A 15,087-nucleotide genomic window follows, 5' to 3' on the forward strand; every position below is an offset into this window, starting at 1 on the left:
AAAATGGGAAAAGTCCATGCTGTTTGTATCAGTACGATTCGCGGCATTGCCAAACAGGCTGTGCCAGAAGGTAAATTCGTAGTAAACTGGGGCATCGAAGGCGATGCGCATGCGGAACACTGGCACCGCCAGGTCAGCCTGCTCGGTTTGGAATGTATCGAAGCTTTTCGCCGCCGCGGCGGTAACGTGGAATTCGGTGCTTTTGGCGAAAATCTCGTCGTCGACGGCTTCCATTTTTCGTCCCTCCCTGTCGGGACACTGCTTCGCTGTGGGGATGTCCTCTTGGAAATCACTCAGATCGGCAAAGAATGTCATAATCACTGTGCCGTCTATGAAGCTGTCGGCGACTGCATCATGCCGAGAGAAGGCGTTTTTGCCCGCGTCCTCGAAGGCGGTATCATCCGCCCTGGCGACAGGATGGTCGAAGTGCAGCGAAAGGGGAAACGGCCTTATCAGGCTGCTGTCATCACCTTGTCGGATAAAGGCAGTAAAGGATTGCGGAAGGATACTAGCGGTCCCCTGATTGCCCAGCGGTTGGAACAGGCTGGTTTTGAAGTCATTGAACAGATTCTCCTGCCCGATGGCAAAGGGCCGCTAGAACAACAATTCTGTCGACTGGCCGACCAGCGCCAGGCCGACCTCATCTTGACGACAGGCGGTACGGGCTTTGGCCATCGCGACGTCACGCCCGAAGCGACGCTGGCCGTTGCCGACCGCCAGGCACCGGGCATTGCCGAAGCTATCCGGGCGGCTTCCATGAAGATTACGCCGCGGGCCATGTTGTCCCGGGCTGTCAGCGTCATCCGCAAGAAGACCCTGATCATCAACCTGCCCGGCAGCCCCAAGGCCTGCCAGGAATGTATGGATGTCTTCCTCGATACGATTCCTCATGGCCTCGATTTGCTGCGCGGTGAAGTCCGGGATTGCGGTCGCAAGTAAATATAGATAAACTAGTTTACTTTGCGTAAAGGAGATGCATGATGATGACGTGGAAAAAAGTAGTCACAGCGGTCTTGGCCGGGACCCTGGCCTTTGCCCTGGCCGGCTGCGGGCCGGATAAGAAGAGCGACAAGGCTGGCGGGAACGGCGATAAAGTCCATCTGACGGTCTTTGCGGCGGCCAGCATGACAGAAACGATGAACCAGATTGCTGACCAGTATCAGAAAGAACATCCGGATGTGGAAATTTCCTTTAACTTCGATTCGTCGGGGACATTGAAGACGCAGATCCAGAACGGCGCCGACTGCGACCTCTTCATCTCGGCAGCCCAGAAGCAGATGAACCAGCTCGACGCCTCGAAAGACGCCAATGCCAATCCGGACAAGCTGGACTTCGTCAAGGACGGCAGCCGCGTCGACCTCTTGGAAAATAAAGTCGTCCTGGTGACGCCAGAAGGCAATCCCAAGGGTATCCAGGATTTTGCCGATATGGCAGCGAAATTGAAGGACGGCTCTATCCGCCTGGTCATGGGTAACAGCGATGTCCCTGTCGGCCAGTATACACAGAAAATCTTGAAGTTCTACCATCTCGATGAACAGGACATCGCCCAGGCCGGCCACATCACGTATGGCTCGAATGTCAAAGAAGTGACGACCCAGGTCCGCGAGGGCAGTGCCGACTGCGGCGTCATCTATGCGACCGATGCTTTCAGTGCCAAATTGAAACCCGTCGACGAAGCGACGAAAGCCATGTGCGGCCAGGTCATTTATCCGGCGGCCGTCATGAAGAACAGCAAGCATCCGCAGGAAGCGCAGTCTTTCCTCGATTACCTCAAGGGCCAAGAAGCCATGACGGTTTTCCAGCGCGTCGGCTTCAGCCCCGTCGGCTAAGGATGGCTGCTTATGGACTGGTATCCTCTCTGGAACAGCCTGCGAATTGCCGCTATTTCCTGCGTCCTCGTCTTCTTTAGCGGTCTTGCCCTGGCATATTACGTCGCCCGCCTGCCGCGGGTCCTCAAGGGGCTCTTCGATGTCGTCCTGACGTTGCCCCTGGTCCTGCCGCCGACGGTCTGCGGCTGGCTGCTGCTCCTGGTCTTTGGCTTGAAGCACCCGGTCGGCATCTTTCTCAACGACGTGGGCATCCGCTTCGTCATGACCTGGTATGGCGGCGTCCTGGCGTCGGCTGTCGTCGCCTTTCCCCTCATGTACCGCACGGCCCGCGGGGCCTTTGAGAGTTTCGATGAAACCCTGGCCTGGAGCGGTAAGACCCTAGGCCTGTCGGATACGTTCATTTTCTGGCGCATCCGCCTGCCCTACTGCAAGCAGGGCATTATCGCCGGGACGGTCCTGGCCTTTGCCCGGGCTTTGGGTGAATACGGGGCGACGAGTATGCTCATCGGCTATATTCCCAAGAATACGGCGACTATTTCGACGACGGTCTACCAGTTATGGCGGACCAATGACGAGTACAGCGCCTTCATCTGGGTCCTGGTGAACCTCGCTATCAGTGCCGTCGTCCTGCTGACAGTCAATCTCTTTGAAAAGCGCAGCCGCGAAAGGAGACACCTGGCATGATCGAACTGGATATCCATAAACGCTGGGGGTCTTTTTCCCTCGACGTGCAGCTTCGCCATCAAGGTGGCATCCTCGGCCTTCTCGGCGCTTCGGGCTGCGGCAAGAGTAAGACCTTGCAGTGTATTGCCGGCATCGAAAGGCCTGATGCCGGGAAAATCGTCGTCGGGACGCGGACTTTTTTCGACAGCGAACGGCAGGTCAACGTCCCTGTCCCGCAGCGGCGCGTGGGCTATCTGTTTCAGCACTATGCCTTATTTCCCAATATGACCGTCGAAGAAAATATCCGCTGTGGTGTCCGTACGGCGTCGCCGAAAGGAGAAGCCCGCCAGCAGGTCCGGGATATGATGGAACGACTGCGGCTGACGGGACTGGAAAGGCAGAAACCGGCTGAGTTATCCGGCGGCCAGCAGCAGCGCGTCGCCCTGGCCCGCATCTTGGTCAATGAACCGGACATCCTGCTCCTGGATGAACCGTTCAGCGCCCTGGACAGTTATTTAAAAGAAAAAGTCATGACCGAACTCAAGGACTTATTACAGCAATTCCCGAAAGACGTCGTCCTGGTAACGCACAGCCGCGATGAGGCCTATCAGCTCTGTCAGGCCATTGCCGTCCTCGATGACGGCTGCGTATCAGCCTGTGCGCCGACGAAGGAGCTCTTTGCCGACCCCAAGTCTCGGGCGGCGGCGGTCCTGACGGGATGCAAGAACATCGCAGCAGCCCGCAAGGCTGGGGCGGATACGGTCTTTGTCCCGTCGTGGCAGGTGACCTTACAGACGGGACGGCCCGTTGGCGACGACCTCTGCGCTATCGGCATCCGCGGCCATGCTTTTCACGGCGGTGACGGCGAAAATGCCCGGCCCATCGTCGTGACTGAAGAAATCGAACAGCCCTTTGAATGGATCGTCAAGTTCCGCTATGCCGGTCAGACGGCGGGGGCACAGGCTCTCTGGTGGCGCTTTGCCAAACCGGAACGGCCGGCTGTCCTGCCGGATCGGTTATCTGTCAGGGGCGAAGATATTTTACTCTTATACAGGTGATATTTATGGAAACTTTATTTGACCGACTTTATCATGAATTACAGGCCGGCCAGCCGGCTGTCCTGCTGACCGTCGTCGCCAGCCAAGGGTCGACGCCGCGGGGCATCGGCAGCCATCAGGCCGTCTTTGCTGACGGGACGACGGCCGGTACCGTCGGCGGCGGCTATCAGGAATACTTGGCCATCCAGGCCGGGAAACAATGCCTGGCCCAGCAGCAATCGGCTTTCCGCCGCCTCATCCTCCATCCCAACGACGAAGAAGACATCAACGCGGCCTGCGGCGGCGAATTGACTGTGTTCTGCCAATATCTCGACCCGGCTGAACCGGGGCTGCTGGACCTGCTGTCAGTCATCCTTCAGGCCCTGCGCCAGCAGACGGCGTCGTGGCTGGCTCTCGATGTCAGCGATGAAAGGCAATGGGGCATGGCCCTGGTACGGGAAGGGGCTGTACAAGGCTGCGGCCAGATGGGCTCCTTGCAGGCTGTCGATGCCGCCTGGTGCCGGCAGAACGTAGCCGGCATGGCCGGCGACGGCCAGCGCCGCTGGTATAGTGAACCTCTGGCCTATCCGGGGCGGGTCTTCATCTTCGGCGGCGGGCACGTTTCCCAGGCCCTGGTCCCGGTCCTGGCCAGTATCGGCTTTTCCTGCACCGTCGTCGATGACCGGGCTGAATTTGCCGACCCGGCCTTATTCCCGCAAGCAGAAGCCGTCTATGAGGCCGATTATGAGGCCCTTCCGGCAGACCTGGGCGTGACGCCGGACGATTATGTTTGCATCATGACCCGCGGCCATGTCGGCGACTACGATGTCCAGCGCCAGATGCTGGCTATCAAGCCCTATTACCTCGGCGTCATCGGCAGCCGCCGTAAACTGGCCTTTGTCAAAGAAAAGCTCCTGGCCGACGGATTTACGGCCGCAGAAATCGACGCCTGCCACGCGCCGATCGGCCTGGCCATTTCGGCCGTGACACCGGCAGAAATCGCCATCAGTATCGCGGCGGAACTCATTGCCATCCGGGCCAAGCGGGAAGGCCGAGAAAAGAGCCGCTACCACAAGCCATGACGGCAGCGGTCTATACGTATATCGGGGCTGGCGGTAAGACCACGTCGATTTACAGCCGGGCCCGGCAGGAACAGGAGGCAGGCCGGCGCGTGGCTGTCGTGACGACGACCCATATGATGCGGCCGGACCGATGGTTTGTCCCGGCTGATTTGCCAGCAGGGTGGCAGGACCCGTGGCAGCGCGACGGCATCGTCGTCGTCGGGCAGGACGGAGCGGATGGGAAAATTACCTGGCCTGGAGACGACGTTTACTTTCGTTTATGCACGGCAGCTGACGTCGTCCTCGTCGAAGGGGACGGATCGCGGCGCCTGCCCCTGAAGGTCATGGGACCCCATGAGCCGGTCATTCCAGCCAATACCTGCGAAGTGCACTGCTTGGCCGGGCTGTCTGCCCTGGGCCGACCGGTCCGGGACGTCTGTTTCCGCTGGGAGCTCTTGAATCTGGATCCGGAAACGGTCGTGACCGAACGCCTCCTGGCCTATATCGTGGAAGCCGGCTGCCTGGCCCGTATCGGAGACTGGAAAGACAAGACGACCGTCGTCCTCAACCAGGCCGATGACGAGGCACTGTGCCAGGCAGGGAAGCGGATCTTGAAGAAGCTGTCCCGGCCGGGGAAACTGACGGCGTATCCAGCAGAAATGAGGGAATCGAAATGAAGATAGCATTGATCTTGATGGCGTCCGGCTTTGGCCGGCGCTTTGGCGGCCATAAATTAGAAATACTCGTTCATGGCCGCCCTTTATATACGTATGGAATGAAAAGTCTGTGTCAGGCGGCACAGGCTTTTTTGCCATGTTCCGGCATCGATTGCCAGGTGACCGTCGTGACAGCCCATGCGGCCATTGCCTCGGCCTGCCGGGATCAGGGCATCGACGTCGTGTGGAACGACCAGGCCGGTGAAGGCATGGCGGCATCGCTGCGCTGTGCTGTCGAAGCCTGTCATGACGCCGGCGCCTGGGCCTTTTTTCCAGCCGACCAACCCTTGCTGACGTCAGAGACGGTTACCGATTTTCTCCGGCAGTTCCTGGCCTCGGGTGCACCTTTGGGCTGTATGCATAACGGCGAACGCCGTTGCAGTCCCGCTATTTTCCGCCGTATTTATGGGCCGGAATTGCTTCGGTTGCACGGTGATACTGGCGGGCGCCAATTCCTGCGCAGTCCCCAGACCTGGGTTTATCGGCCAAAGAAGACGGATGAATTATTTGATATAGATTACCAGAAAGATTTAATCTTTTTAAATAAACAAGGATTAAAATAACTATGATTAAAGTGTATTAATATTATATTTTAGACGAACTTTTGAATTGAATATATTTTTGTTATTTTTAAATTTAAATATAAAAATATAATTAAATAACGATAAAAGCTTTACAAATTAAAATGAACGAGTATAATAAAAGGCAGTTGAACGATTGACCGGCAGATTATTCCGTCAATCCATAGGGGAGTCAACGATACTTTACAATCATAAGGGGAGAGGTTCTATGACGAAACACATCTTTAGAACCAAAAGTATCAGTGAGTTTATTTCGGAAACGAAACAAGACGGCGGTATGAACCGCGTCCTCGGTACTTTTGGCCTGACTATGCTCGGTATCGGCGCTATCGTCGGTACAGGCATCTTTGTCCTGACTGGCGTTGCCGCTGCCAACTATTCCGGTCCTGCACTCATCATTTCATTTATCATTGCAGCGTTGGCCTGCGGCTGTGCCGCCCTTTGTTATGCTGAATTTGCCGCCATGGTCCCAGTTGCCGGCAGTGCCTATACCTATGGGTATGTCGCTCTCGGTGAATTTTGGGCCTGGGTCATCGGCTGGGACCTGATACTAGAGTACGCCTTTGCTGTATCAGCCGTCGCCATTGGCTGGTCCGGGTATTTCAATAATATCCTGACCAATTTGGGCATCGTCCTGCCGAAAGCTTTGACACTGGCTCCGTATGACGGTGGTATCGTCAACTTGCCGGCTGTCCTCATCCTCTGTGTCATCGCCTTCATCAACATTCACGGCGTCCGCCAGAGTGCAACTGTCAACAACATCATCGTTGCCATCAAATTAGCTGTCGTCGCCTTGTTCCTGGCTTTAGGCTTCAGCCATGTCGATGCAGCCAACTGGGTTCCCTTCATGCCTTATGGCTGGTCGGGTGTCTTTGCCGGCGCATCCATCATCTTCTTCGCTTACATCGGTTTCGATGCTGTTTCTACGGCGGCTGAAGAAGTCAAGAATCCGCAGAAAGATTTGCCCCGCGGCATCATCTTGTCGCTCATCATCTGCACGGTCCTGTACATCGCCGTATCGGCTGTCCTCACCGGGATGGTTCCGTACCTCGAATTTAAGACGACAGCGGCTCCGGTTGCTTTCGCTCTCCAGGCCGTCGGCTATCATTGGGGCGCTGCAGCCATTTCCGTCGGCGCTATTTGCGGCCTCACTTCGGTCCTCCTGGTCATGAGTTTTGGCCAGAGCCGTGTCCTCTTCGTTATGTCCCGTGATGGATTGCTTCCGAAATTCTTCGGTCATGTCCATCCGAAATATAAGACTCCGGCCCGCAGCTCCCTGCTGGTCTGCGTCGTTACCGCCATTACGGCCGGCTTCCTGCCCATCAACATCGTCGCTGAAATGACCAATATCGGCACGCTCTGTGCCTTCATCATCGTTTCGGCTGCGGTCATCGTCCTTCGCAAGAAGAACCCGAATCAGGAACGCGCTTTCAAATGTCCGCTCGTTCCCTTGGTTCCGCTCCTGGCTATCGCCTTCTGCGGTGTTCTCATTTACATGCTGCCCCTGGTTACACAGATCCGCTTCGTCGTATGGCTCTTGTTAGGCCTGGCCATTTACTTCGGCTATGGCTATAACCACAGCATCATCTCCCAGGCTCGCCGCGGTCAGCTCGGCGCAGCTCCCGTCCCGGGCGCTGTTGCACCGGCTGAACAAGCTGCTCAGGAAGGCCATCCGGCGAATCATTAATCCGCTTTCCAATCCAATACCAATACAGAAAAAGGCTGTCACTCTGTGACAGCCTTTTTCGATGTTAAAAATGCCCCAAGCGGGGTTTTGTAGGGGACGTCCTGAAAGGCGTCCCGCTGTGATATTCGGCCATAGCCTTATTCTGGTATAATGGTAGGCTTTTGCGAGCCACGAACCACGAGCCACTGCTTTTCCTCGGACTCAGATGCCGCTACGCGGCGACAGACTCAAACTAACAACGACGCTTCGGGAAACCCTCAGCGCGTAGCGGGACGCCCTTTGGCCGTCCCCTACGGTATCGCATACAGGCGATGAAAAATTACGCGGCTATATGCCGCGGTCGTAGGGGCCGTCCCGGGCAGGGCGGCCCGCTGCGAGATTTGGCTATAGCCTATTCGAGTATAATGGCAGGCTTTTGCGAGCCACGAACAACAAGCCACGGTTTTTCCTCGGACTCAGATGCCGCTACGCGGCGACAGACTCAAACTAACAACGACGCTTCGGGAAGCCCCCCCAGCGCGTAGCGGGACGCCCTTTGGGCGTCCCCTACGGATGCGGCGTTCCGCGGCGACAGACTCAAACTGACAACGACGCTTCGGGAAGCCCTCAGCGCGTAGCGGGACGCCCTTTGGGCGTCCCCTACGGTATCGCAGCCAGGCGATGTGGATTTTCTTATCGTTTTCTCATTAATTTTCATGATTAAATATTTGTTTCTCATCGTTATTTCATATTCTCGTTTTATGATAAAAACAAAAAAGGATGTGATGTAATGCTGCCGAAGCGGAAACCTTTACGATTATCAACTTACGATTATACGAACAACGGTCTTTATTTTGTCACCATTTGTACCAAAGGCAAAGCTCATATATTAGGCCGGTTGGAAAATCAAAAAATAAAATTTACCTTGGCAGGCCATATCGTTAATCGCACGATATGCGACATGGGAAATCAATATGATGCTGTTTCCATCATTCAATATGTTATCATGCCGAATCATGTACACCTCGTCGTTGCCCTCCAAGGAAATAAAAATCGCAGTGACATGAGTTTGTCGCAATTCATCAACTTATTGAAAGGACGTATATCCCGGAAATATGGTTCCTCTTTATGGCAGCGTGGATTTTATGAACACGTAGTCCGCAATGAAGCCGATTTGTTCCGCATAATGGAATACATTGAAAATAATCCTTTGCAGTGGGAATTGGACGAAGAACGATGAAAGGACGCCGGTCGCAGGTCGCAAAAAAATATACGGCCAGCGGCCGCATGCGTAGGGGCCGTCCCGGGCAGGGCGGCCCGCTGCGAGATTCGGCCACACCTATCCGATTATGGTGGTATGTTTTTACGAGCCACGAACAACGAGCCACTGCTTTTCCTCGGACTCAGATGCCGCTACGCGGCGACAGACTCAAACTAACAACGACGCTTCGGGAAACCCTCAGCGCGTAGCGGGACGCCCTCCGGAATATCCTCCGGGACGTCCCCTACGAAATCGCATACAGGCGATGGGGATGAACGCGGACACAGGTCACAAAAAAATACACGGCCAACGGCCTTGTGCGTAGGGGCTGTCCCGATGGGGGCAGCCCGCTGCGAAATTCTGCCACAGCCTATTCTGGTATATATTGTAGGGACTCGCACGTGGCGAGCCCGCTAGAGATATTTGGCCATAACTTATCTGAGAATAATAGCAGGCTTTTACGAGCCACGAGCTAAGAACAACGAACCACGGCCTTTCCTCGGACTCAGATGCGGCGTTCCGCCGCGACAGGCTCAAATTAACAACGACGCTTCGGGAAACCCTCAGCGCGTAGCGGGACGCCCTCCGGAATATCCTCCGGGACGTCCCCTACGAAATCGCAGTCAGGCAATGGGAATGAACGCAGTCACAGGGCACAAAAAAAAACACGGCCTGTGGCCGTATGCGTAGGGGACGCCCAAAGGGCGGCCCGATGTGATGTTCGACCACAGCCTATCCGAGTATAATGGCAGGCTTTTACGAACCACGAACAACGAGCCACTATTTTTTCACGAGCCGAGGGTTACTCGAGGCGATGTCTTCAGTTTGAGTTTGACGCCGCGCAGCGGCATCTGAGTCTGAGGCGACCGGCGGGACCGTCAGGTCCCCGATTCGATGAACGATGAACGGCTTTTTTACCCATGTACTTGAGTGTCATTATCTTTTAATTACAAAAATGACCACTTGCGACAAAAAAACGTCATTTTAGGACAAGTTTGTCTTATCCCCTCGTTTTATATCGTATAATGCAAGTAGATAAGAAACCCATATAACGAATGTATGAAATGTAAAAATGTAAACCTAAAATAGAAAGGGATGAAGTTATTAAAACTGATGTTTTTATCAAACATTATTAAAGAACATGTGGAAGTATAACATTTAGCGAAACAATTTTATATCATATTAATTATATTATAAGTGAGAAAGACAATTGTCTATACAAATAAAAAATAATTAAAGCATTTTTACGGTAAAATATTCTGGAGCTGAAAAAAAGGAGGCGAACATTTATGAATAAGATTTACAAGGTAGTATGGAATACAGTTCGCAATTGTTACGTAGTCGGATCCGAACTGATTAGCTCGAAATCGGGCAGACATAGCGCATCGAATGGCAAGTCTTCGAGTTTGAAAGTTACTTTGACCGTACTAGCGCTCTGCGGGATGACGGCTTTAGGAAGCGGAGTGGTCCCGGCGTATGCGGCGGATGGCACGGGAGCTGTAACGGCAAAGAATCAATACGTCGCATTGAGGTTCTCTAGTCCTGATGATGGCGATTCAAGAGCTGAATACCAGAATGGTCAATGGCATACTACTTTTAATGGAAAAAACTACGATACGGTTGACAGTGGTATGAAGGATAAATATAATCAGCCTATTATCTATTGGGTCCGCAACGGCTATTCGCTGACCATAGTCGACGGCCAGCCTTATACGTCCTTGTCGGACAATGGCCGCCGGGCTGATGTCAGCTGGACAGATGATGCAAATGCCAAACCGTCGGATATCTTAGAAAGCGTTACTTCGACTCATGTCCAAACGAATGTGACGACCAATGTTGGCGAAACGTTGCAGCAAGTCAATGCTGGAACCTATGCTGGTGTGAGCAATTCTGATGGAACAGAGGTTAACGGCAAATGGAATTACATCGTCAAAGACTCCAGTTGGAAAGGCGTTGTCGACGCTTCGAATTATCGCAACGGGTATGCTGACTTAGTTTCTAGTGGCAAGCCTAGGGGCTTTGTCAGAACTACGGATGCTGGCTCTAAATTAGCTTGGAACGCTACCCTTAGCGCATATACGTATAATGGAAAAGTTGTCGATTATAGCAATATCTATGTCATTGATGGGGAAATCGGTGTCTTCATCAACGCTTCGGAATCAGAAGTCTATACAGGAACAGTCTTTGGTAAAAATAATGAAGTCTTGATGACTGTCAAGAAATCTGATGGCAGCTATTACAGCTATTGGGGCGCTGAAGTCAATGACGCTGGCGCTACGATGGATACCTATCGGGTAGCCGAATACCAGAAAGACCTCAACGTCTTGCGGGACAATGACTTTGCCCTCTATCATAACGATATTAAGTCCGTAGATATGAGCACGAACGATTCTTCGGCAACCATTTCCCTCATGCGTAATGGTGATGGTACGAGCAATCCTGCTGTCGATGGAACGTTGACCATTACTAATGGTGGCGGCACAGGTGGTAAGGACACCTATGTCCGTATTTCCAACACGACGAATGGACAAGAAGTTTCTAAGACCTTTACGACAGGCTCGAAAGTCAGCGCCATTGGGTCAACTGATGCTACAACAGGACTGACGATTAATGGTGTCGATTACACGATTAAACCGGATGTCAGCTGGACTGCCCAGGCTGGCGGTAAGGACGTCAATGCTGTCAATCAGAAAGTCAACTTTGTTGGAAGTGACCATATTACCGTTACCGGAACAGATGGTCAGATTAAATTTGAAGCTACTGGGTTGGCAGATACGGACCTCACCAATATCACGAACACGGCAGTAACAAAGATTCAAAACATCGCTAAAGGCGAAGATGTCCATATCAAAGCCGATACCTATACGGTAGGTAATGATGGTTCCGTTACCATGACCTACGTCGATGGCAATGGCAATACAATTGATGGCACGGCCAAGATTACGGGCATCGCCAAGTCGGATCTGTCGAATATCACCAATAAAGGAAATACCGTTATCAAGAATATTGCTAAAAATGCTGTGAAAGTTATTGGTGGGACGAACACGGCCGTTGAAACTTCGACGACAGATAATGGACCTGTGGAATACAAAGTCAATCTCAATAAAGATGTCAACTTGGGCGATACGATTCAGCTCAATGGCTCCGATGGCTCCATCAGTGCTAAATCGGGCGGCGCGAGGTTGTCTTTCAACAACAACGGCTTGACGGTTTCCCAGGCCAAGAATGGCGTGACTAATGAAACGAGAATCAATGGAGCTGAGATTACGGTCGACGGTGGTATCGGTAACCAGACAACTATCAAAGGTTCGATGGCTAGTATCGGCAGCGTCCTAGTCAACGGCGGTGGTGGAACAGCTACGATTAGTGGCCTGACCAATAAAACGACGAAGTACGCGGGTTTTGCAACATCTGGCCGGGCAGCAACGGAAGAACAGTTGAAAGAAGTCAACAGCAAAGCGACTGCAGCAAAGACGACGGTTACTAACGGCAAGAACATTACTGTCAACGAAGCGAAAGCAGATGATGGCAGCAGCACGTATACCGTAGGCTTGGCAAAAGATGTCGTTCTTGGCGACAATGCCATTAAGCTCAATGGCTCCGATGGCTCCATCAGTGCTAAATCGGGCGGCGCGAGGTTGTCTTTCAACAACAACGGCTTGACGGTTTCCCAGGCTAAGAATGGCTTGACTAATGAAACGAGAATCAATGGAGCTGAGATTACGGTCGACGGCGGTATCGGTAACCAGACAACGATTAAAGGCTCGACGGCCCGAATTGGTAATGTCTTGGTTAACGGTGGTAGCGGAACGGCTACGATTACTGGCTTGACCAATAAAACGACGGATTACACCGGCTTTGCAAACGGCAGTGGCCGGGCCGCAACGGAAGAACAGCTGAAAGAAGTCGACAGCAAAGCGGCAGCCGCAAAGACGACGGTCACTAACGGCAAGAATATCACTGTCGACGAAGCGAAAGCAGATGATGGCAGCAGCACGTATACCGTAGGCTTGGCAACAGATGTCGTTCTCGGCGACAATGCCATTAAGCTCAACGGTTCCGATGGTTCCATCAGTGCTAAATCGGGCGGAGCCCAGCTGGCTTTCAACAACAGCGGCTTGACGGTTTCGCAGGCTAAGAATGGCTTGACCAATGAAACGAGAATCGATGGAGCTACGATTACAGTCGATGGTGGTACGGGTAACCAGACGATCATCAACGGTTCGACGGCTCGTATCGGCAGTGTCTTGGTCAACGGTGGTAGCGGAACGGCTACGATTACTGGCTTGACCAATAAAACGACGGATTACACCGGTTTTGCAAACGGCAGTGGCCGGGCAGCTACGGAAGAACAGCTGAAGGAAGTTGCAGGCAAAGCTGGCGAAGCTATCGAAACGGCTGGCAAAGGCTGGAATCTGACGACTAACGGTAAAGAAGCTAGCAAGACCAACATCGCTCCGGACGGCACGGTAGACTTCTCCAGCAGCAATGACAATCTGATCATCAGCAATGCTGGCGCAAATCTCTCGTTCTCCCTCAGTGATAATCTCGACCTAACCAAGAATGAAGCTAATAAAGGCAGCGTCAAAGTCGGTAAAAATACGACATTGACAGATGGACTTCTCCAGGTCGGTAACTTGTCCCTGACGGCAAATGCTCTCACAATTGACGGTTCGACCTATATCAGTGCCAGTGGTATCAATGCCAATAAACATAAAATCACCAATGTCTTAGCTGGGAAAGATGATATGGATGCAGTCAACGTCGGTCAGCTCAAATCGGCTATCCGCGATTCGCAAGTTTCCATCAAGGCTGGTGATGGCATCAGTGTCGCTAAGACGGGTAACCAGTACACAATCAATGTTAATATTGAAGGCGTTACCAATAACCAAGGCAAAGTAACGGTTTCGACAGGTGACAGCACTTCGACAGAAAGTGGTTCCGAATCCGGTTCGTCGGGCGCTAAGAAGTTCAAAGTCATGGACCTCATGTATCGGGCAGAATCTAATGAAGTTGCTCCAGAAACGACAACAGATACCGGTAAACCTATGAAAATTGAAAGTATTCCGGAAGATATCAAGCTTGAAGCTGATGATAACCAGGCTGCCAGTGTCGTAAATGGTGAAACTATTAAGATTGCTGGTGATGGTACGAATATCTCGACGAAAGCTAACGTTACTGGAGCAGGCAGCATGGATACCATATCCGTTTCCCTGAAACCGGATATTCAAGTTGATAGTGTTACTATCAACAATGGTGGACCGACCATTAATAATACTGGTATCGACATGAATGGTAAGAGCATCACCAATGTTGAAAATATTACCGTCAACAATGGTCCGACCATCAATAGCAGCGGTATCGACATGAACAGCCAGAAGATCATCAACCTGGCTGAAGGAGATATCTCCGAAACGTCGACAGATGCCGTCAATGGCGGTCAGCTCTACAACACGAACCAGGCCGTCATTGCCAATGCGGAAAACATCAACAGCCTGAGCCATTCGCTCAACAAGCTGGACAGCCGCATCAACCGCGTCGGTGCTGGTGCAGCCGCGCTGGCAGCCCTCCACCCGCTCGACTTTGACCCGGACAACAAGTGGGACTTCGCAGCTGGTTACGGCAACTATGCTGGCGCTAATGCCGTCGCTATCGGTACCTACTATCGTCCGAACGAAAACACCATGTTCAGCATCGGTGGCAGCTTCGGCGGCGGTGAAAATATGATCAACGCCGGTGTCAGCTTCAAACTCGGCAGCGGTGGCAGCGGTATCACGACGTCCAAGACGGTCATGGCCAAGAAGATTAAAGAACAAGATGAACTCCTGAAAGCACAGGATGCTAAGATGAAAGAACAAGACGAAAAGATTGCTAAACTGGAAGCTCTCGTAGCCCAGCAAGGCGAAATGATTCAGCAGGCACTTGGCAAGAAATAGTGCCATCCAGAAGGCTTCGCGTGAAGGTTCCGGCCATCATGCGGGGCCTTTTGATGTTTGATGTTTGATGCGTGATGTTTGATGTGATAATGTGGATTTTGGGAGGCAGGCCGCAAAAAAACACGGCCAACGGCCTTGTGCGTAGTATGCGTAGGGGCCGACCTTTAACCTCTCAGACCGCCTTTGGCGGCCAGCTCCCCTATAAAGGGAGCCTTGTGAGTCCCGTTGTGAGATTTCATTACAGCCCATTCGAGTATAATGGCAGGCTTTTACGAGCCACGAATCACGAACCACGAGCCACTAATTTCTCTTTTGGTTGTAAATGCAACAGAAATAT

General features: G+C 52.7%; 10 protein-coding genes and 1 pseudogene. All 11 read left to right on the forward strand.

Going from position 1 to position 15,087, the window contains the following annotated elements; all coding sequences use genetic code 11:
- Positions 1-3 precede the first annotated feature (3 nt).
- The 11 genes and pseudogenes from NOS26_RS04585 (at position 4) to NOS26_RS04630 (ending at position 14,750) form a co-directional block, all read left to right on the forward strand.
- A complete protein-coding gene (locus NOS26_RS04585) occupies positions 4-939 on the forward strand; it encodes an MOSC domain-containing protein (RefSeq protein WP_014015583.1) in 936 nt (311 codons plus the stop codon).
- A gap of 38 nt (positions 940-977) precedes the next feature.
- Positions 978-1,829 carry a molybdate ABC transporter substrate-binding protein gene (modA, locus tag NOS26_RS04590; protein ID WP_255917345.1) on the forward strand — a complete coding sequence of 284 codons (852 nt, stop codon included), beginning with the start codon at positions 978-980 and terminating at the stop codon, positions 1,827-1,829.
- A 12-nt stretch (positions 1,830-1,841) separates the two neighbouring features.
- Positions 1,842-2,513: a molybdate ABC transporter permease subunit gene (modB, locus tag NOS26_RS04595; RefSeq protein ID WP_014015585.1), complete on the forward strand. Its 672-nt coding sequence runs from the start codon at positions 1,842-1,844 to the stop codon at positions 2,511-2,513.
- Positions 2,510-3,550 (forward strand): sulfate/molybdate ABC transporter ATP-binding protein, encoded by a 1,041-nt coding sequence (locus tag NOS26_RS04600; protein WP_014015586.1) that lies wholly within the window; start codon positions 2,510-2,512, stop codon positions 3,548-3,550. Before modB ends, NOS26_RS04600 begins: the two co-directional genes overlap by 4 nt.
- A 5-nt stretch (positions 3,551-3,555) precedes the next feature.
- A complete protein-coding gene (locus tag NOS26_RS04605; protein ID WP_014015587.1) occupies positions 3,556-4,611 on the forward strand; it encodes an XdhC family protein in 1,056 nt (351 codons plus the stop codon).
- A complete protein-coding gene (gene yqeC / locus NOS26_RS04610; protein ID WP_014015588.1) occupies positions 4,608-5,267 on the forward strand; it encodes a selenium cofactor biosynthesis protein YqeC in 660 nt (219 codons plus the stop codon). Before NOS26_RS04605 ends, yqeC begins: the two co-directional genes overlap by 4 nt.
- Complete coding sequence (locus NOS26_RS04615; protein ID WP_014015589.1) at positions 5,264-5,869, forward strand: NTP transferase domain-containing protein; 606 nt, start codon at positions 5,264-5,266, stop codon at positions 5,867-5,869. The genes yqeC and NOS26_RS04615 overlap by 4 nt, the downstream gene beginning before the upstream one ends.
- Before the next feature lie 226 nt (positions 5,870-6,095).
- Positions 6,096-7,574 (forward strand): amino acid permease, encoded by a 1,479-nt coding sequence (locus tag NOS26_RS04620; RefSeq protein ID WP_014015590.1) that lies wholly within the window; start codon positions 6,096-6,098, stop codon positions 7,572-7,574.
- A 769-nt stretch (positions 7,575-8,343) separates the two neighbouring features.
- Complete coding sequence (locus tag NOS26_RS04625) at positions 8,344-8,793, forward strand: transposase (protein ID WP_072983130.1); 450 nt, start codon at positions 8,344-8,346, stop codon at positions 8,791-8,793.
- 1,310 nt (positions 8,794-10,103) lie between these two features.
- Positions 10,104-10,226 (forward strand): annotated as a pseudogene (locus NOS26_RS11715) (ESPR domain-containing protein); the annotation flags it as partial.
- A 219-nt stretch (positions 10,227-10,445) separates the two neighbouring features.
- Positions 10,446-14,750 carry an S-layer family protein gene (locus NOS26_RS04630; protein WP_255917346.1) on the forward strand — a complete coding sequence of 1,435 codons (4,305 nt, stop codon included), beginning with the start codon at positions 10,446-10,448 and terminating at the stop codon, positions 14,748-14,750.
- Positions 14,751-15,087: the final 337 nt, after the last annotated feature.

It is taken from the genome of Megasphaera sp. SC8-1 (genome assembly GCF_024436295.1).
Classification (GTDB): Bacteria; Bacillota; Negativicutes; order Veillonellales; family Megasphaeraceae; genus Megasphaera; species Megasphaera elsdenii.